At 70.3% G+C, this 18,184-nt stretch carries 18 protein-coding genes; 4 read left to right on the forward strand and 14 right to left on the reverse strand.

The genetic code is table 11. The annotated features are described in order from the left end of the window. Positions 1-43: 43 nt before the first annotated feature. The 3 genes from ACF09C_RS17420 to ACF09C_RS17430 form a co-directional block, all read right to left on the reverse strand. Positions 44-2,617, reverse strand: coding sequence for an ATP-binding protein (locus ACF09C_RS17420; RefSeq protein WP_392092298.1), 2,574 nt, complete (start codon positions 2,615-2,617; stop codon positions 44-46). 251 nt (positions 2,618-2,868) lie between these two features. After that, complete coding sequence (locus ACF09C_RS17425; RefSeq protein WP_024761898.1) at positions 2,869-3,192, reverse strand: STAS domain-containing protein; 324 nt, start codon at positions 3,190-3,192, stop codon at positions 2,869-2,871. Between the two features lie 126 nt (positions 3,193-3,318). Beyond that, on the reverse strand, positions 3,319-4,167 hold the full coding sequence (locus tag ACF09C_RS17430) for a 3-hydroxyacyl-CoA dehydrogenase family protein (protein ID WP_392092299.1): 849 nt from the start codon (positions 4,165-4,167) through the stop codon (positions 3,319-3,321). A 216-nt stretch (positions 4,168-4,383) separates the two neighbouring features. On the opposite strand from ACF09C_RS17430, the gene ACF09C_RS17435 reads away from it, so the two are divergent. Beyond that, positions 4,384-4,956: a cob(I)yrinic acid a,c-diamide adenosyltransferase gene (locus ACF09C_RS17435; protein ID WP_392092300.1), complete on the forward strand. Its 573-nt coding sequence runs from the start codon at positions 4,384-4,386 to the stop codon at positions 4,954-4,956. Here the strand turns inward: ACF09C_RS17435 and ACF09C_RS17440 are convergent. After that, the gene (locus tag ACF09C_RS17440; RefSeq protein WP_392092301.1) at positions 4,873-5,517 is read right to left on the reverse strand and encodes a hypothetical protein; all 645 of its coding nucleotides are present in this window, start codon (positions 5,515-5,517) and stop codon (positions 4,873-4,875) included. The two genes, ACF09C_RS17435 and ACF09C_RS17440, sit on opposite strands and share 84 nt — an antisense overlap. Positions 5,518-5,673: 156 nt before the next feature. Between ACF09C_RS17440 and ACF09C_RS17445 the strand changes: the two genes are divergently transcribed. From ACF09C_RS17445 to ACF09C_RS17455, 3 genes are all read left to right on the forward strand, one after another. Further along, on the forward strand, positions 5,674-6,891 hold the full coding sequence (locus ACF09C_RS17445) for a sensor histidine kinase (RefSeq protein ID WP_392092302.1): 1,218 nt from the start codon (positions 5,674-5,676) through the stop codon (positions 6,889-6,891). After that, positions 6,879-7,532: a response regulator gene (locus ACF09C_RS17450; protein ID WP_392092303.1), complete on the forward strand. Its 654-nt coding sequence runs from the start codon at positions 6,879-6,881 to the stop codon at positions 7,530-7,532. Before ACF09C_RS17445 ends, ACF09C_RS17450 begins: the two co-directional genes overlap by 13 nt. A gap of 133 nt (positions 7,533-7,665) precedes the next feature. Further along, positions 7,666-9,513 carry a glycosyl hydrolase family 18 protein gene (locus tag ACF09C_RS17455; protein ID WP_392092304.1) on the forward strand — a complete coding sequence of 616 codons (1,848 nt, stop codon included), beginning with the start codon at positions 7,666-7,668 and terminating at the stop codon, positions 9,511-9,513. 114 nt (positions 9,514-9,627) lie between these two features. Here ACF09C_RS17455 and ACF09C_RS17460 read toward each other — a convergent pair whose 3' ends face one another. From ACF09C_RS17460 to ACF09C_RS17505, 10 genes are all read right to left on the reverse strand, one after another. Continuing rightward, positions 9,628-10,074 (reverse strand): DUF2550 domain-containing protein, encoded by a 447-nt coding sequence (locus ACF09C_RS17460; protein WP_362003797.1) that lies wholly within the window; start codon positions 10,072-10,074, stop codon positions 9,628-9,630. A 144-nt stretch (positions 10,075-10,218) separates the two neighbouring features. Beyond that, positions 10,219-10,593 (reverse strand): F0F1 ATP synthase subunit epsilon, encoded by a 375-nt coding sequence (locus tag ACF09C_RS17465; protein WP_362419437.1) that lies wholly within the window; start codon positions 10,591-10,593, stop codon positions 10,219-10,221. 124 nt (positions 10,594-10,717) lie between these two features. Then, positions 10,718-12,160, reverse strand: a complete 1,443-nt coding sequence (atpD, locus tag ACF09C_RS17470) for a F0F1 ATP synthase subunit beta (RefSeq protein WP_362358263.1) — start codon at positions 12,158-12,160, stop codon at positions 10,718-10,720. Further along, positions 12,160-13,077, reverse strand: a complete 918-nt coding sequence (locus ACF09C_RS17475) for a F0F1 ATP synthase subunit gamma (RefSeq protein ID WP_362419434.1) — start codon at positions 13,075-13,077, stop codon at positions 12,160-12,162. Before ACF09C_RS17475 ends, atpD begins: the two co-directional genes overlap by 1 nt. Before the next feature lie 20 nt (positions 13,078-13,097). Then, entirely contained in the window at positions 13,098-14,696 is a 1,599-nt protein-coding gene (gene atpA, locus ACF09C_RS17480; protein ID WP_362419431.1) for a F0F1 ATP synthase subunit alpha, read from the reverse strand. 131 nt (positions 14,697-14,827) lie between these two features. Further along, complete coding sequence (locus ACF09C_RS17485) at positions 14,828-15,643, reverse strand: F0F1 ATP synthase subunit delta (RefSeq protein ID WP_392092305.1); 816 nt, start codon at positions 15,641-15,643, stop codon at positions 14,828-14,830. Next, entirely contained in the window at positions 15,640-16,182 is a 543-nt protein-coding gene (locus ACF09C_RS17490) for a F0F1 ATP synthase subunit B (RefSeq protein ID WP_362419425.1), read from the reverse strand. Before ACF09C_RS17490 ends, ACF09C_RS17485 begins: the two co-directional genes overlap by 4 nt. 41 nt (positions 16,183-16,223) lie before the next feature. Further along, positions 16,224-16,490 carry an ATP synthase F0 subunit C gene (gene atpE / locus ACF09C_RS17495; RefSeq protein ID WP_024761915.1) on the reverse strand — a complete coding sequence of 89 codons (267 nt, stop codon included), beginning with the start codon at positions 16,488-16,490 and terminating at the stop codon, positions 16,224-16,226. Between the two features lie 96 nt (positions 16,491-16,586). After that, the gene (atpB, locus tag ACF09C_RS17500; protein ID WP_362419421.1) at positions 16,587-17,396 is read right to left on the reverse strand and encodes a F0F1 ATP synthase subunit A; all 810 of its coding nucleotides are present in this window, start codon (positions 17,394-17,396) and stop codon (positions 16,587-16,589) included. Between the two features lie 225 nt (positions 17,397-17,621). Then, positions 17,622-18,038: a hypothetical protein gene (locus tag ACF09C_RS17505; RefSeq protein WP_362419418.1), complete on the reverse strand. Its 417-nt coding sequence runs from the start codon at positions 18,036-18,038 to the stop codon at positions 17,622-17,624. Positions 18,039-18,184: the final 146 nt, after the last annotated feature.

The raw sequence follows: 18,184 nt of genomic DNA on the forward strand, positions 1-18,184 counted from the left end.
CGGGTGCGATGAGCGCACTCGGGGCCGTCGTGTGTTCCGGGGGTCAGGCGGGGTTTCCGGTCGGGGTGGTGTCGCCGGAGGCGGAGTTGCTGGCGGGCGGCGACGTGTCCGTGGGCGCCGTCGTCGGCGGCGTGGTGGGCGGGGTCGTCGGCGGGGTCGTCGACGGCGACGGGCTGGTCGTCGTCGGCGTCGGCCTGGTCGTCCGCGTCGGGCTCGTCGTCGGGCGCGGCGGTGTCGTCGTCGGCACCGGGGAGCCGGTCGCGGGCGGGGTCGTGCCCGGGGAGCCGGACGGCGCGCCGGACGGGGAGCCGGAGGCGGTGGGCGCGCCCGGGCTCGTCGAGCCGGACGGGGTGGGCGAGGCGCTGCCCGAGGGGCGGTCCGTCTCGCCCTCGGTCGGCTCGTCGGCGTCCAGGACGGTGTCGCCGGTCTCCTCGTCGGCCGTGCGGTCGGAGGTGACGCGCCCCGTGCCCGGGTCCTCGGTCTCGCCCGAGGTGGCCCCGATGGTCACGACGGTGCCGAGCACGGCGGCCAGGAGCGCTCCGGTGGAGACGGCGACCACGTTACGCCGGGCCCCGGCGAGGAGGCCGGCGCGGCGGCTCCGCTTCGTACCGGCGTCGCTGGTGAGGGTGTCCGGGCGGGTGATGAGCGTGGGGCCCTCGTCCACGAAGTCCGGGAAGGGCGGGACGACCGGGGCCGCCTTGGCCTTCGGGAAGGCCGGGGGCGGGGTGGCGGCCGGCCGGGAGGCCGCCGGGAGGGCCGCCTTCGGGACGCCGCGCGGCGGGGAGAGGGGGCCCTCGCGGTGCGCCGCGGCCGGCTCGTCGCCGTGCGGCGTCCCGGAGCGGTCGGCGACCAGGGCGAGCGCCCGGCGGCCCGCGACCGTGCCGCGCTTGTCGGCGAGGACGCCACGCATGCCGATGGAGGCCTCCAGCTCGGCGCGGGCCCGGTCCAGGTTCCCCGCGCAGAGCGCGAGGACGCCCAACTCGTGGTGGAAGTACGCCTCTTCGGCGACCTCGCCGGCCAGTCGGGCGGCCTCCTGGCCACCGCGCAGGACCCGCTCCCAGGCCCCCCAGTGGAGTCCGGCGGCGAAGGCGGGCGCGGCGCTGCGGGCGAGCAGGACGGCGGTGGCGGAGTGCTCGGGGCTCTCGCCGGGCACGAGCACGGCCAGGGCGGCCAGGACGGCGTCGGCCTCGGCGACGGCGCGGGCGGGCGTGACGGAGGGGTGTCCGGCCCACCAGGCGTAGTGCTGGGCGACGGTGTGGGCGCGGGCCGTGGCGTCCTCGCCGTAGCCGTGGGCGAGGAGCTGGGTGAGGATCCCGGCGGCGAGGCGGTAGCGGGTGCCGACCGGGGAGAGCAGGCCGCAGGCCATCAGCTCGCCGACGGCGGCGTCCGCGTGGGTGTCGCCGACGAGCGCGGGCAGGTGGGCCTGGTGCGGCACCTCGCCGCCGAGGGCGACGGCGAACCGCAGGGTGTCCTGGGCGGAGCGGCTGAGCCGGGAGGCGAGCAGGGCGGCGGGGGCGGCGCCCTCGCCGAGGCTCGGCAGCGGTATCTCGCGCAGCTCGATGTCGGCGGGGTCCGGCTGCGCCTCGGCGGCGGGGGCGACGGGGGCCTCTCCGGCCGGGCCGAAGGCCTCGTCGAGGGCGCCGAAGGCGTCGAACTCGGAGGGGACGGCGTCCTCCTGGCCGGCCGCCCCGAAGGCGTCGAACTCGGCCGGGGTGACCCGGAGCCGGTCGCGCTGCCGGAGCAGGGCGCCCGCCTGGACGAAGCGCAGCGGCAGGCCCTCGGACTCGAACCAGAGGTCGCCCGCCCAGTTGGCCTCGTCGTCGGTGAGCGGCCGGTCGACGGCGCGCTCCAGGAGTTCGAGGGAGGCGGCGCGACCGAGGCCGGCGAGCGGGACCTCGTCGAGGTGGGCGTCGGCCGAGGGGGCCTGGACGTCGGGGGTCGCGGCGAGCAGGAAGGCGCACTCGGGCGCGGCGGAGAGCAGCTCGTCCAGGGTCGCGCCGCCGCACTCCAGGTCGTCGACGAGGACGACGGCGCCGATGTCGCGGACCAGGGCGAGCAGGGCCGGGCGGTCGGGGCGCTGGTCGGGGGCGTGCTGGACGGCGCCGAGGAGCTCGTGCAGCAGCTCGGTGGGGGTCCGGTGGTGGCCGGAGAGGCGGACGACGCCGTCGGGCGCGAGGCCGGCGCAGTCGGCGGCGACCGCGTCCAGGAGGGCGGTGCGGCCGGAGCCGGCGGGGCCGGTGACGCGGACGGAGCGGCCGCGGGCGAGGAGCTGGACGAGGCGCTCGTGCTCCTCCTGCCGTTCGAGCAGGGGCAGCCGCGGGGCGGCGGGTCCGGCCGGCCGGGGCGGGGTGGCCGCGCGGGCGGCCTCGGCGCGCTCCTGGGCGGTGCGCCGGCGCGAGGGCTCGGGCTGCTCTCCGGGCGGGCAGGCCTCGATCTCGCTGCCGTCGACGGGGTTGACGGTGAGCAGCAGGTCGCCGGAGACCACGCGGGCGGTGCGGGCGCGGGTGGGTGCTGCGGCCGGTCCGCGGTCGGGGGCGGGAAGGCCGCGTCCGTCGCGGACGTCGTCGCCCTCGGTGTCGTGGCCGAAGTCTTCCGGCCCCCGGTTCATCGGGTCCATGGTCAAAGCCCCCCAAAAGCGGTTGCGTGCGGAAGCCCCTCCGGCCGATCTGCACGCTCGCTGTCGCTTCTGGTCCGGTGCCCGCCGGGTGGGTGCGTCAATGGGCGGGCGAGCCGAACCCTAGACCTTCTTCGAGTATCCGGGAACAGCCGGGGTGCCACCCCGACCAAGACGTCACGGTCCGTCGAGGATTGGGGCGGGTCGCCGGTTTCACACAGCGGCTTCACAACCGGGCCCGCCCGGGGGGCGGCTCAGACGCGGGGCAGCGACTCCGCGGCGAGCCCGCCCTCGATGGCGAGGATCCGGTGCAGCCGGGTGGCGACGAGCAGGCGCTGCATCTGGGGCGGCACCCCGCGCAGCACGAGCCGCCGGCCGCAGCGGCCCGCCCGTCGGTGCGCGCCCATGATGACCCCGAGTCCGGTGGCGTCCCAGGAGTCGAGACCGGTCAGGTCGAGCACGAGGTCGCCGACTCCGTCGTCGACGGCCGAGTGCAGGACCGTACGGGCGTCCGCCGCGCTCCGGACGTCGAGGCGGCCCCCGACGACCAGCTCGACATGGTCGCCCCTGATGTGCATATGCGCTCCCCGGGAGTGCTCCGTCTTTGCAACAACTGACTGCCGTCGGCGCAGAAGCGTTGCGCCTTGTAAGCGAACTGATACCGAATTCACCCGATGGGGTGCGGACCGAACATCCGTCGGTGATCAGTGCTCGTAGAACCCCTGCCCGCTCTTGCGGCCGATGTCACCGGCGTCCACCATCCGGCGCATCAGCTCCGGCGGCGCGAACTTCTCGTCCTGCGACTCCGTGTAGATGTTGGAGGTGGCGTTCACGAGGATGTCGATACCCGTGAGGTCCGCGGTGGCGAGCGGCCCCATGGCGTGACCGAAGCCCAGCTTGCAGGCGATGTCGATGTCCTCGGCGGAGGCGACGCCCGACTCGTAGAGCTTGGCCGCCTCGACGACCAGGGCCGAGATGAGGCGGGTGGTGACGAAGCCGGCGACGTCGCGGTTGACGACGATGCAGGTCTTGCCGACCGACTCGGCGAACTCCCGCGCGGCGGCGAGGGTGGCGTCGCTGGTCTTGTAGCCGCGGACGAGCTCGCAGAGCTGCATCATCGGCACCGGCGAGAAGAAGTGGGTGCCGACGACGGCCTCCGGGCGCTCCGTGACCGCGGCGATCTTGGTGATCGGGATGGCGGAGGTGTTGGAGGCGAGGACCGCGCCGTCCTTGGCGATCTTGTCGAGGGAGCGGAAGATCTCGTGCTTGACCTCGAGCTTCTCGAAGACGGCCTCCACGACGACGTCGGCGTCGGCCACCGCTTCCAGCTCGGTGGTGGCGGTGATCCGGCCGAGGGCGGCTTCGGCGTCCTCCGCGGTCAGCTTGCCCTTGGCGACGAAACGGTCGTACGACGCCTTGATGCCGTCGGTGCCGCGGGTCAGCGCGGCGTCGGTGACGTCACGCAGGACGACGTCCCAGCCCGCCTGGGCCGAGACCTGCGCGATGCCCGACCCCATGAGACCGGCTCCGATGACAGCGAGCTTCCTGGCCACTTCTTCCACCCCTCCACGCCTGTTCCTGTCTGGCTTCTCCGGCGGAGATTAGCGGGCGGGGAGCGGGAAGTGACCGTGAAGTAACGCGCGTCACGCCCGGTTTGACGGACGTCACACTCACGACAGGGCGGCTACCCCCGTACGGCGTACGTCGGCCCGCCGTGACGGTCGGCACACGGGCGTACGGCACGGCCCGGCCGTCACTACGCTGGAGCCATGGTCAATCTGACGCGCATCTACACCCGTACCGGCGACCAGGGCACCACGGCCCTCGGCGACATGAGCCGGACCGCCAAGACGGATCTGCGGATCTCGGCGTACGCCGACGCCAACGAGGCCAACGCCGTCGTCGGCACGGCCATCGCCCTCGGGCAGCTGGACGACGAGGTCGTCACGGTCCTCGTCCGGGTCCAGAACGACCTGTTCGACGTGGGCGCCGACCTGTCCACCCCGGTGGTCGAGAACCCCAAGTACCCGCCGCTGCGGGTCGAGCAGAGCTACGTCGACAAGCTGGAGGCGGACTGCGACCGCTTCCTGGAGCGGCTCGACAAGCTGCGCTCCTTCATCCTGCCGGGCGGCACGCCCGGCGCGGCCCTGCTGCACCAGGCGTGCACGGTGGTCCGCCGCGCCGAGCGCTCCACGTGGGCGGCGATCGAGGTCCACGGCGAGACCATGAACCCGCTGACGGCGACCTACCTCAACCGTCTATCGGATCTGCTTTTCATCCTTGCCAGGACCGCCAACAAGGAGGTCGGGGACGTCCTCTGGGTCCCCGGCGGAGACCGCTGAGGTCTCGGCCGAGGCGTCGGCTCCGCCCTCCGGGCCCTTCTTCGGCCAGATCGCGTAGCTGAGCGCGATCAGGCCGTGGATGCCCGCCGCCCGCCAGGCGACGTAGATCCAGCTCTGCAGGGAGTCGGTGTTGCCGTCGTCTCCGACGTACCAGCTCGCGAGGAGCAGCAGCCCGGACGCCACGGCCGCGGCCGTCACCGAGCCGAGCCAGACCTTGCCCTCGTGGCGGGCGCGCGCCATGCCGTAGCGGGGCGGCTTCACCGGCGGCGGCCCGCCGCCGAGGCGGTGGGCGGCATGGCCGTCGAGCCACTTCACGGTGCGGTGGCCGTGGCCGACGGTGTAGCCGATGTACACGGCGGCGAGCCCGTGGCGCCAGCTCGGCTCGGCCCCGTCCTTGAGGTCGATCGCGGTGACGACGAGCAGCAGGACCTCCAGGAGCGGCTCGCACAGCAGCAGCGCGAGTCCGGTCCTGGGCATCTTCAGCAGATAGCGGGTGGCGAGACCGGCGGCCAGCAGGACCCAGAAGCCGACCTCGCAGATCACGATCAGCGTGACGATCACGGCGGTACTCCCCTTTCGTACGTCTCTCCCAGCGTCGCCCGCCGCCGGGCGCGGATCGTCGTCGCCAGTGACGAAGTGCGCCTACATCCTTCGACGGAGGGGCGGATCGGCCCGGACGTCGAGGCCCGGCGGCCTCCTCACGTGTTGGATGGACACGTGACACTCCCCCGCCCGCACCGCCACGACCTGCTGATCGCCGCCGGCGGCCTCGCCATAGGCCTGCTGATGTGGGCCTTCGGTCTGCACGTCCAGAACGAACGGCTGATCGGGGACCGATGGGCGACCCTCATCCCGCTGTTCGTCATGGCCGCCATGGAGACCGTGCGCCGCGCGCTGCCGCAGACCGCTCTGATCGTCGGCACGCTCGCCCTCGTGGCGGACCAGTTCACCTACGGCAGCCTCGTCACCGCGCTGATGTTCACGGACGTGGTCTACGCGGCGGTGGTCTACGGATCACCGGCCGCCGCCCGCCGCATCCCGTACACGACCGGGCTGATCACGATCGGTGTGACGATCGGCTTCCTCGTCTGGTGGCAGAACGCCGTCGCGATCCTGGTCGGCGTGATCACGGGCATGGTGTCGTTCCTGCCCGCGGTGACGGGAGCGGTGGTACGCAACCACCGCCAGGCGGCCGACGCCGCGCGGCTGCGCGCCGAACAGACCGCGCTGCTCGCGGAGATGGACCGGACGCACGCGGTGGTGGCCGAGCGGGCCCGGATGGCGCGCGAGCTGCACGACATGGTCGCCAACCACCTCTCCGCCATCGCGATCCACTCCACGGCCGCGCTGTCCCTGGACGACGCGGCCACCACCCGGCAGGCGCTGACCGTGATCCGGGAGAACAGCGTGGAGGGTCTCGCGGAGATGCGCCGGCTGATCGGGCTGCTCCGGGACAGCAGCGGGGACGCCGAACCGGCGGCCGCGCCGACCCTCGACGGCCTGGACGCCCTGGTGGGCCAGGCCTCGGCCAGTGGGGAGCCGAGCGGGCTCACGTTCACTCTCGACGACGCCCGTCCACCGAAGGGCGCGCCGCTGCCGGCGCCGGTCGAGCTGGCCGCGTACCGGATCGTGCAGGAGTCGCTGACCAACGCCCTCAAGCACGCGGCGCCGGGCGAGGTACGGGTGGAGCTCGGCCGCCGCGCGGACGGGGCGCTGACCGTCCTGGTGACCAGTGCGCTCGGCGGGGAGCGGCCCGGGCCGCGCGCGCCCGGCTCGGGGGCGGGTCTGGTGGGGATGGAGGAACGGGTGGCGCTGCTCGCCGGGGAGTTCGAGTCCGGCCCGGTGACGGCGGAGGACGGCCGGAAAGAATGGCGGGTACGGGCGGCCCTGCCCGTACGGACGAGCGACAAGGAGCCGACGGCATGGTTCGGGTGATCGTGGCCGAGGACCAGAGCGCGGTCAGGGCGGGACTGGTCCTGATCCTGGGCAGCGCACCGGACATCGAGGTGGTCGGGGAGGCGGCGGACGGCGAGCGCGCGGTGGAGCTGGCGCGTGAGCTGCGTCCTGACCTGGTCCTGATGGATGTTCAGATGCCGCGGATGGACGGGGTGACGGCGACCCGGCACGTGGTGTCCGAGGGGCTCGCCGACGTCCTCGTACTGACCACCTTCGACCTGGACGAGTACGTCTTCGGCGCCCTGCGGGCCGGGGCGGCGGGGTTCCTGCTGAAGAACACCGAGGCCAAGGACCTGATCGAGGCGGTACGGACGGTGGCGCGCGGCGAGGGCCTGATCGCCCCGGCCGTGACCCGGCGGCTGATCGCCGAGTTCGCTTCACCGCGACGCGGCCCCGAGCGCGCGCCGGGCGGCGCGGACCCGTCCGTACTGGACGGGTTGACGCCGCGCGAGCGGGAGGTGTTGGGGGCGTTGGCGCAGGGTCTGTCGAACGCGGAGATCGCGGGGCGGCTCGACATGGCGGAGGCGACGGTGAAGACGCACGTCTCCAAGGTGCTGGGGAAGCTCAAAGTCCGCAGCAGAGCCCAAGCTGCGGTGCTGGCACGGGAGTTGGGTGTCTGAACCACACACCACCAACGTTGGTCTGGACCTCTTGACGATTGGTCCAGACCTTCCTACGCTCGCGGGGCGCGCGCACGTTCACGGACCACCCCCCTCATCTCTCGTTCGTCCGTCCGCAACTTGAGGAGCACCGTTGAGCACTCAAGCACCGACGCGCAGAACAGGGTTCAGACACCGGGCCGCCGCCGGTCTGACCGCCCTGATCCTGCCCCTGGCCGCCATGGTCGGCCTCGCAGCACCCGCGGAGGCCGCCGAGTCGGCCACCGCCACGTACACCAAGGTCTCCGACTGGGGCACCGGCTTCGAGGGCAAGTGGACGGTGAAGAACACCGGCACCACCACGCTCTCCTCCTGGACCGTCGAGTGGGACTACCCCGCCGGCACCGCGGTCACCTCCGCCTGGGACGCCACCGTCACCAGCTCCGGCACCCACTGGACCGCGAAGAACGTCGGCTGGAACGGCACCCTCGCCCCCGGCGCCACCATCTCCTTCGGCTTCAACGGCACCGGCTCCGGCGCCCCGACCGGCTGCAAGGTCAACGGCGGCTCCTGCGACGGCACCACCCAGCCCGGCGACAACGCGCCCTCCGCCCCCGGCACCCCGGTCGCCTCCGACATCACCAACACCTCGGTGAAGCTGACCTGGACCGCCGCGACCGACGACAAGGGCATCAAGAACTACGACGTCAAGCGGAACGGCGCCACGATCGCCACGGTCACCGGCCTGACGTACACCAACACCGGTCTCACCGCGGGCACCGACTACAGCTACACGGTCGTCGCCCGCGACACCATCGACCAGACCGGCCCCGCCAGCGGCGCCGCGAACGTCCGCACCACGGGCGGTGACCCGCCGCCGCCTCCCGGCAACACGGTGAAGCTCGGCTACTTCACCAACTGGGGCGTCTACGGCCGGAACTACCACGTCAAGAACATCGTGACGTCGGGCTCCGCGTCCAAGATCACCCACATCAACTACGCCTTCGGCAACGTCCAGGGCGGCCGGTGCACCATCGGCGACGCCTACGCCGACTACGACAAGGCGTACACCGCCGACCAGTCCGTCGACGGCAAGGCCGACACCTGGGACCAGCCGCTGCGCGGCAACTTCAACCAGCTGCGCAAGCTGAAGGCCCAGTACCCGCACATCAAGGTGCTGTGGTCGTTCGGCGGCTGGACCTGGTCCGGCGGCTTCGGCCAGGCCGTGCAGAACCCGACCGCCTTCGCGCAGTCCTGCTACGACCTGGTGGAGGACCCGCGCTGGGCCGATGTCTTCGACGGCATCGACCTGGACTGGGAGTACCCGAACGCCTGCGGTCTGTCCTGCGACACCAGCGGCCCGGCCTCCTTCAAGAACATGATGCAGGCCATGCGCGCCAAGTTCGGCAGCAACAACCTGGTCACCGCGGCCGTCACGGCCGACGCCTCCAGCGGCGGCAAGATCGACGCCGCCGACTACGCGGGCGCCGCGCAGTACATGAACTGGTTCAACGTGATGACGTACGACTTCTTCGGCGCCTGGGCGGCGCAGGGCCCGACGGCCCCGCACTCCCCGCTCACCTCGTACGCCGGCATCCCGCAGGCGGGCTTCAACTCCGCCGAGGCGATCGCCAAGTTCAAGGCGAAGGGCGTCCCGGCCAACAAGCTGCTGCTCGGCATCGGCTTCTACGGCCGCGGCTGGACCGGCGTCACCCAGTCCGCCCCCGGCGGCACGGCGACGGGCCCGGCGACCGGCACGTACGAGCAGGGCATCGAGGACTACAAGGTCCTGAAGAACTCCTGCCCGGCCAACGGCACGATCGCCGGTACGGCGTACGCGCACTGCGGCTCCAACTGGTGGAGCTACGACACCCCGGCCACGGTCACGTCCAAGATGAGCTGGGCGAAGAACCAGGGCCTGGGCGGCGCGTTCTTCTGGGAGTTCAGCGGCGACAGCGGCAACGGCGAGCTGGTCGGCGCGATCAACAGCGGTCTGAACTGACGATCTGAACCGAGGATCTGAACTGAGGATCTGAACCGAGGATCTGAGCAGGCCAGGAACGAAACAGCGGCGGGGACGGTGCAGCACACCGTCCCCGCCGTCGTACGCGTTCCGTCACGCCACGTTGACCCTCTGCCCGGGGGGCGCCGCCTCCAGCCACGCGAGAAAGCCGGTGAGAGCGTCCTCGCTCATCGCCAGCTCCAATCGGACCCCCCGGTGCATACAGCCCTGGATCACGGCGTCGGAGAGCAGCGCGAGCTCCTCCTCGCCCTCGGGCATCCGGCGCTCCAGGACCTCGATGGCCGAGCGCTCCAGGACGCGGCGGGGGCGCGGGGCGTACGAGAAGACCCGGAACCAGGCGATCTCGTCACCGCTGTAGCGGGCGACGCCGTACACCCAGCCCTTGCCGGACGGGTCCGGCTCCTCGGGCACGTTCCAGCGCAGGGAACAGTCGAAGGTGCCGCCGGCGCGCTGGATCAGCCTGCGTCGCAAGCCGAAGACGAAGAGCCCGATCACCACCAGTGCGACGACCAGGCCGCTCAGGAGCAGAGCGAGGAACATCTTCACCGACCTCCTCGCTGCGTCCCGTGACCGGCTTCGCCGGCGTAACCGAATACGACCTGCATCTGCATCGCCTCAGCCGCGACACGGTCTGGAAAATTCCAGCCGTGCCGCGGCTGAGGGCACAACTCTCGGCGCGGTCCGCTAGCGAACCGCTACCGCGCGCAACCGGACGTCGGCGCGGCGCTCGGCGCCGGCGTCCGAATCCGCCTTCGCGCGCTCCAGCGCACGCTCGGCGCGCTGGGCGTCGATCTCGTCCGCCAGCTCGGCGATCTCCGCGAGCAGAGACAGCTTGTCGTCGGCGAACGAGATGAATCCACCGTGGACGGCGGCGACGACGGTCGCGCCCTCACTGGTACGGATGGTCACCGGGCCCGACTCCAGCACACCGAGCAGCGGCTGGTGGCCGGGCATGACGCCGATGTCGCCGGAGGTGGTACGCGCGATGACCAGGGTGGCCTCGCCGGACCAGACACTCCGGTCCGCGGCGACCAGCTCGACGTGCAGCTCAGCAGCCAAGGGTGGCTCCTCGGGTCACCACCCGGCGGTACTGCCGGGTGTTGGGGTCAATTCTAGTAGGCGTGGAGAGAGGGGCGGGACCGGCCCGCGCGGGGCTGCCCCGCCCCTCTCATGAGCACGGGGCTCAGGAGACGCCGAGCTCCTTGGCGTTCTTCTTGAGGTCCTCGAGACCACCACACATGAAGAAGGCCTGCTCCGGGAAGTGGTCGTACTCACCGTCGCAGATCGCGTTGAACGCGGCGATCGACTCGTCGAGCGGAACGTCCGAACCGTCCACACCGGTGAACTGCTTCGCCGCGTGGGTGTTCTGGGACAGGAAGCGCTCGACACGGCGGGCGCGGTGGACAACGAGCTTGTCCTCCTCGCTCAGCTCGTCGATACCGAGGATCGCGATGATGTCCTGGAGGTCCTTGTACTTCTGCAGGATTCCCTTGACGCGCGTGGCGGCGTCGTAGTGGTCCTGCGCGATGTAGCGCGGGTCCAGGATCCGGGACGTGGAGTCCAGCGGGTCCACGGCCGGGTAGATGCCCTTCTCGGAGATCGGACGGGAGAGAACCGTCGTCGCGTCGAGGTGGGCGAAGGTGGTGGCCGGGGCCGGGTCGGTCAGGTCGTCCGCGGGGACGTAGATCGCCTGCATCGAGGTGATCGAGTGACCACGGGTCGACGTGATGCGCTCCTGGAGGAGACCCATCTCGTCGGCCAGGTTCGGCTGGTAACCCACCGCGGAGGGCATACGGCCGAGCAGCGTGGAGACCTCGGAACCGGCCTGGGTGAAGCGGAAGATGTTGTCGATGAAGAACAGCACGTCCTGCTTCTGCACATCGCGGAAGTACTCCGCCATGGTCAGACCGGCCAGGGCCACGCGCAGACGCGTGCCCGGCGGCTCGTCCATCTGGCCGAAGACCAGCGCGGTCTTGTCCAGAACGCCGGCCTCCTCCATCTCCACCATGAGGTCGTTGCCCTCACGGGTGCGCTCGCCGACGCCCGCGAAGACCGACACACCGTCGTGCAGCTTGGCCACACGGACGATCATTTCCTGGATCAGAACGGTCTTGCCGACACCGGCGCCACCGAACAGACCGATCTTTCCACCCTTGACGTACGGGGTGAGAAGGTCGACGACCTTCAGGCCGGTCTCGAACATCTCGGTCTTCGACTCGAGCTGGTCGAACGCGGGGGCCTTGCGGTGGATCGCCCAGCGCGGGGCGTCGGCCACCGTGGAGGCCTCGGCGTTCAGCACCTGACCGAGCGTGTTGAACACGCGGCCCTTGGTGACATCGCCGACCGGCACCGTGATGCCGTCGCCGGTGTCGACCACCGGGGCCTGGCGGACCAGACCGTCGGTGGGCTGCATGGAGATGGTGCGGACGAGGCCGTCACCGAGGTGCTGGGCGACCTCGAGGGTCAGCGTCTTGGTCGCGCCCTCCTCGGCCGGGTCCGGAACCTCGACGTTCAGCGCGTTGTAGATCTCCGGCATCGCGTCGACGGGGAACTCCACGTCGACGACCGGGCCGATGACCCGGGCGACGCGGCCCGTGGCGGCGGCCGTCTCAACAGTGGTCGTCATTACTTGTCACTCCCCGCGGTCGCGTCGGCCAGGGCTGCGGTGCCACCGACGATCTCGCTGATTTCCTGGGTGATTTCGGCCTGGCGGGCCGCGTTGGCAAGTCGGGAGAGGTTGTTGATCAAGTCTCCCGCGTTGTCGGTCGCCGACTTCATCGCACGGCGCGTGGCGGCGTGCTTGGAGGCAGCCGACTGGAGCAGCGCGTTGTAGATACGGCTCTCGACGTAGCGCGGCAGCAGGGCGTCGAGGACGTCCTCCGCCGACGGCTCGAAGTCGTACAGCGGACGGAGCGTCTCCTGCTCGCCCGCCTCCTTCGCCACCTCGTCGAGGCTGAGGGGCAGCAGCCGGGCCTCGACCGCCGTCTGCGTCATCATCGAGACGAACTCGGTGTAGACGATGTGGAGCTCGTCCACACCACCGTCGGCCGTGTCCTTCTCGATCGCCTCGATCAGCGGAGCCGCGATCTTCTTGGCGTCCGCGTACTCCGGCTGGTCCGTGAAGCCGGTCCACGAGTCGGCCAGCTTGCGCTCACGGAAGTTGTAGTGCGCGATGCCACGACGGCCGACGACATAGATGTCGACCTCGCGTCCCTCGCTCTCCAGCTTCCTCGTGAGCGCTTCCGCCGCCTTGATGGCGTTGGAGTTGAAGGCGCCGGCCAGACCACGGTCGCTCGACAGGAGCAGGACCGCGGCGCGGGTCGGGTTCTCCACCTCGGTGGTCAGCGAGTGCTTGTCGTTCGCACCCGTGGCGACCGCGGTGACCGCGCGGGTCAGCTCGGTCGCGTACGGGGTCGACGCCTGCACCTTGCGCTGCGCCTTGACGACGCGCGAGGCGGCGATCATCTCCATCGCCTTGGTGATCTTCTTCGTCGCGGTGACGGATTTGATGCGACGCTTGTAGACCCGGAGCTGCGCTCCCATGAGTCAGGTCCCTTCCGTCGTCACTTCGAGACGTTGACGGCAGCGGAAGCGTCGTCGCCCAGCAGCTTCCCGTCAGAGGTCTCGAACTGCTTCTTGAACTCCGCGATGGCGTCGGCGACGGACTGCAGGGTGTCGTCCGACATCTTGCCGCCCTCACGGATGGAGGTCATGAGACCCGAGTGGCTCTGGCGGAGGTACGCCAGCATCTCGGCCTCGAAGCGACGGATGTCGGCCACCGGGACGTCGTCCATCTTGCCGGTGGTGCCGGCCCAGACCGAGACGACCTGGTTCTCCGTGGGCATCGGCTGGTACTGAGCCTGCTTGAGCAGCTCGACCATGCGCTGGCCACGCTCCAGCTGCGCCTTCGACGCGGCGTCCAGGTCGGAACCGAAGGCGGCGAACGCCTCCAGCTCACGGAACTGGGCCAGGTCGACACGGAGGCGACCGGAGATCTGCTTCATCGCCTTGTGCTGGGCGGAGCCACCGACACGGGAGACCGAGATACCGACGTTCAGGGCCGGACGCTGGCCGGCGTTGAACAGGTCGGACTCCAGGAAGCACTGGCCGTCGGTGATGGAGATGACGTTGGTCGGGATGAACGCCGAGACGTCGTTGGCCTTCGTCTCGACGATCGGCAGACCGGTCATCGAGCCCGCGCCCATCTCGTCCGAGAGCTTCGCGCAGCGCTCAAGGAGGCGGGAGTGCAGGTAGAAGACGTCACCCGGGTAGGCCTCACGGCCCGGCGGGCGGCGCAGCAGCAGGGACACGGCGCGGTAGGCGTCGGCCTGCTTCGACAGGTCGTCGAAGACGATCAGGACGTGCTTGCCCTGGTACATCCAGTGCTGACCGATGGCGGAGCCGGTGTACGGCGCCAGGTACTTGAAGCCGGCCGGGTCGGACGCCGGGGCGGCGACGATCGTCGTGTACTCGAGCGCACCGGCCTCCTCCAGCGCGCCGCGCACGGACGCGATGGTGGAGCCCTTCTGGCCGACGGCGACGTAGATGCAGCGGACCTGCTTGTTCACGTCGCCCGAGCGCCAGTTGTCACGCTGGTTGATGATCGTGTCGACGCACAGCGCGGTCTTGCCGGTCTGACGGTCGCCGATGATCAGCTGACGCTGGCCGCGGCCGACCGGGGTCATGGCGTCGACGGCCTTGTAGCCGGTCTCCATCGGCTCGTGGACCGACTTGCGCTGCATGACGCCGGGCGCCTGCAGCTCGAGGGCGCGGCGGCCCTCCGTCGCGATCTCGCCGAGGCCGTCGATCGGGTTGCCGAGCGGGTCGACAACGCGGCCGAGGTAGCCCTCGCCGACACCGACCGAGAGAACCTCACCGGTGCGCTGCACCGGCTGGCCCTCCTCGATGCCGCTGAACTCGCCGAGGACGATCGCACCGATCTCGCGCTCCTCGAGGTTGAGGGCGAGACCGAGGGTGCCGTCCTCGAACTTCAGCAGCTCGTTCGCCATGGCCGAGGGAAGACCCTCCACCTTGGCGATGCCGTCGCCGGCCAGGCTGACCGTTCCGACCTCCTCGCGCGAGGCCGCGTCCGGCTGGTACGACTGGACGAAGTTCTCCAGCGCGTCCCGGATCTCCTCCGGCCGGATCGTGAGCTCCGCCATCTGGGTTCCCTGCTCTCCTTGTTGGGCCCGAAGTTTTCTTGGGGGTCTGGGGGCCGACCCCCAGGAATCTTCTGCAATGTGCACGGCCCAACCGGGCCGCTGATCATGCTTGTGTGTGGTGGGCGCTGTCGTCAGCCGGCCAGTCGCCGGGTCGCCTCGTCGAGGCGCTCCGCGATGGTCCCGTTGATGACCTCGTCGCCGACCTGCACCGAGATCCCGCCGAGGACCGAGGGGTCCACGTCCAGGTTCAGGTGCATCTGGCGGCCGTACAGCTTGGCCAGTACGCCACCGAGGCGCTGCTTCTGCTGGTCGGACAGCGGCACCGCCGAGGTGACGACCGCGACCATCCGGTCCCGGCGCGCCGCGGCGAGCTTGGACAGGGACTCGAGTCCCGATTCCAGGCTACGTCCCCGGGGCTGGGTGACGAGACGGACGATCAGTCGCTCGGTGACCGCGTTGGCCTTGCCGCCGAGCAGGCCGCGCAGCAGCTCGCTCTTGGCGGACGTCGTGGCGGCCTTGTCCGTCAGCGCCGAGCGCAGCCCGGTGCTGGAGGAGACGATCCGGCCGAACCGGAACAGCTCGTCCTCGACGTCGTCCAGCGCGCCGGCCTGCTGCGCCGCGGTGAGGTCGGCGATGTTCGCCAGTTCCTCGACCGAGTCGACCAGGTCACGCAACTGGGACCAGCGGGACCGCACCATGCCCGAGATCAGGTCGACGGTCTCGCCGCCGACCTGTCCGCCGAGCAGACGCTGCGCGAGCTCGGCCTTGGCCTCGCCCGCCTGCGCCGGGTCGGTCAGGACCCGACGCAGCGAGACCTCGCGGTCGAGCAGCGCGGTGACGGAGGCCAGCTCGCCCGCGAGCTTCGCCGCGTCGACCGAGGTGTTGTCGGTCAGCGCGTCGAGCGACTCACGTGCGGCGGCCAGTGCTTCACGGCTCGCTCCGTTCATCGGACGGCCTCGGCCTTCTCCTCGAGCTCGTCGAGGAAGCGGTCGATCGTGCGGCTCTGGCGGGCGTGGTCCTCGAGGGACTCGCCGACCAGCTTGCCGGCCAGGTCGGTGGCGAGCTTGCCCACGTCCTGGCGCAGCGAGGTCGCCGCGGCCTTGCGGTCGGCCTCGATCTGCGTGTGACCGGCCGCGATGATCTCCTCGCGCTGGCGCTGGCCTTCCGCCTTCATCTCCTGGATGATCGCGGTGCCCTGCTCCGTCGCCTCCTGGCGAAGACGCGCGGCCTCGTGGCGGGCCTCGGCGAGCTGGGCCTTGTACTGCTCCAGCACACTCTGGGCCTCGACCTGGGCCGCGTCGGCCTTCTCGATGCCACCCTCGATGGCCGCCCGACGCTCGTCCAGAACCTTGTTGATGTTCGGGAGGAGCTTCTTGGCGAGGAAGCCGAAGACGATGACGAAGGCGATCAGGCCGATGACGAGCTCGTCAAGATGCGGGAGAAGAGGAGGCTGGGGCTCCTCCGCCGCAAGAAGCAGAGCGTTCACATCAGTGCCTTCCGTAAAAAGGTGTGGGCTGTCGGTCCGGCTTACTGGTAGACGAAGCCCATGACGATGCCGATGAGGGCGAGCGCCTCACAGAAGGCGAAGCCCATGATCTGGTTGGTGCGGATCAGACCGGCGGCCTCGGGCTGGCGGGCGAGGGCCTGCGTACCGTTACCGAAGATGATGCCGACGCCGACGCCGGGGCCGATCGCGGCGAGGCCGTAGCCGATCGAGGCGACGTTGCCGACGACGTTGGTCTTGGCGCTGCCACCTTCGGCGGCAAGGTTGATCATGTCGAGAGCAGCGGACATGCCGTTACTTCCTTCTCTGTTCAATGACCCGATGGGGGTTGGCCACCGGACGACTGATGGTTTGGGGGTCTAGCTGGATCCCTGGGCGGGGGTGGCTCAGTGGTGCTCGGCGAGCGCGCCCTGGATGTAGCTGCAGGCCAGGAGGACGAAGACGTACGCCTGGACGGCCTGGATGAAGAGCTCGAAGGCCGTCATCACGAGGACCATGACGAACGAGGCGCCGGCGTAGACGAAGCCGATTCCGTTCATCAGGTACCAGGTGGCCAGCGAGAACATCACGATCAGCAGGTGACCGGCGAACATGTTCGCGAACAGTCGGACCGCGTGCGTGAAGGGCCGGATGATGAGGTTCGAGAAGAACTCGAGGACGACGACCATCGGGAGGATCGCGCCGAGGGACTTGTCGTAACCGACGATGTTCTTCCAGCCGCCGACGAAGCCGTGCTTCTTGAAGGTCAGCGAGATCCACATGACGTAGACGATCAGCGCGAGACCGGCCGGGAAGGCGATCAGCGACGTGACCGGGAACTGGGCGAGCGGAATGATCGACCAGAGGTTCATGATCCAGACGAAGAAGAACAGCGACACCATGAAGGGGACGTACTTCTCGCCGTCCTTCTTGCCGATGATCTCGTAGACGATGCCGCGGCGGACGAAGTCGTAACCGGCCTCGCCGACCATCTGCATCTTGCCGGGGATCAGCTTGGGCTTGTTGAAGGCGGCCCAGAAGAACCCGACGACCACGATGGAGCCGAGGACGGCGAGCAGCATCGGCTTGGTGATCTCGATGCCGCCCACCGTGGCGATGGGCTCGTACATGAACGTGTGCAGGCCCGGCGCCGGGAAGCCGCATCCACTGAAGATGTGGCAATCCGGGTCGAAGGCAAGCGTCTGGTCAGCACTCACCGCGGGCTCCTTCAGCGTGGCGCATAGGTACGGCAACCTCGTTGTGTCGGCGCGGCACGCAGCCGCGGGTCGGCACTGGACTGGTCTTACGGATAAGGGGGCGGCGGTTCGGCGTCGAGCCTCGCGCTGGGACAGGCGTCAGCTCGGATGCCCGCGCCCGCAGTGCCGCAGTTGGCACCGGACGATAGCAGGAAGCCGAACGCGCCTTTATCCCGGCCCTACCCCTCACGTCGAAGACCCCGGCTTCTTGGGGTCGTCGATGTACATGATCTTGGCCTTCGCGTACGCGCGCGCCTGCGCGGCGATCCAGACGATGGTCACCGCGAGCAGGGTGAAGGCGAACGTCTTGAAATCGAAGAACGTCGTCTTCTTGAACAGCACGATCAAGAGGAAGAGGAACAGGATCTGGGTCGTGTAGAGCAACAGCCCCATGGCCTGGAACAGGTGCGGGTACGACTTCGCCGTCCGCTGGAGCACCACGAGCCCGATCCCCATGAAAGCGAGGACGAGGGCGCAGCCGATGACGGCGCCGAGCGCTCCCTTGCCGCCGGCGACCACGCCGCTGATGACCGCGGCGATGGCGCCGGTGGCCGCAGCGGGAATGGCGGCGGACAGAAGGATGCGTGCGTCGTTGGACGGCATGGCGGTGTCTCCGCTTGTTGCTGGGGGGCGATGGTGTCGTCAGGGACGAGCGTAAGCCCGGTCCGAGGTGTGTCTCGGGGCCAACGAACCGTCGCACTACGGTCCTTCGGCTCTGTCGCCGGGTCTCGTGAACGGTATCACAAACT

This window comes from Streptomyces sp. NPDC014870, assembly GCF_043081505.1.
Lineage (GTDB): Bacteria > Actinomycetota > Actinomycetes > Streptomycetales > Streptomycetaceae > Streptomyces.

Bases quoted from the DNA above. Each gene is read 5' to 3' on its own strand.
- ACF09C_RS17420 (WP_392092298.1), bottom strand. From the start codon at position 2,617: ATGGACCCGATGAACCGGGGGCCGGAAGACTTCGGCCACGACACCGAG.
- ACF09C_RS17425 (WP_024761898.1), bottom strand. From the start codon at position 3,192: ATGCACATCAGGGGCGACCATGTCGAGCTGGTCGTCGGGGGCCGCCTC.
- ACF09C_RS17435 (WP_392092300.1), top strand. From the start codon at position 4,384: ATGGTCAATCTGACGCGCATCTACACCCGTACCGGCGACCAGGGCACC.
- ACF09C_RS17450 (WP_392092303.1), top strand. From the start codon at position 6,879: ATGGTTCGGGTGATCGTGGCCGAGGACCAGAGCGCGGTCAGGGCGGGA.
- ACF09C_RS17460 (WP_362003797.1), bottom strand. From the start codon at position 10,074: ATGTTCCTCGCTCTGCTCCTGAGCGGCCTGGTCGTCGCACTGGTGGTG.
- atpD (WP_362358263.1), bottom strand. From the start codon at position 12,160: ATGACGACCACTGTTGAGACGGCCGCCGCCACGGGCCGCGTCGCCCGG.
- ACF09C_RS17475 (WP_362419434.1), bottom strand. From the start codon at position 13,077: ATGGGAGCGCAGCTCCGGGTCTACAAGCGTCGCATCAAATCCGTCACC.
- atpA (WP_362419431.1), bottom strand. From the start codon at position 14,696: ATGGCGGAGCTCACGATCCGGCCGGAGGAGATCCGGGACGCGCTGGAG.
- ACF09C_RS17485 (WP_392092305.1), bottom strand. From the start codon at position 15,643: ATGAACGGAGCGAGCCGTGAAGCACTGGCCGCCGCACGTGAGTCGCTC.
- atpE (WP_024761915.1), bottom strand. From the start codon at position 16,490: ATGTCCGCTGCTCTCGACATGATCAACCTTGCCGCCGAAGGTGGCAGC.
- ACF09C_RS17505 (WP_362419418.1), bottom strand. From the start codon at position 18,038: ATGCCGTCCAACGACGCACGCATCCTTCTGTCCGCCGCCATTCCCGCT.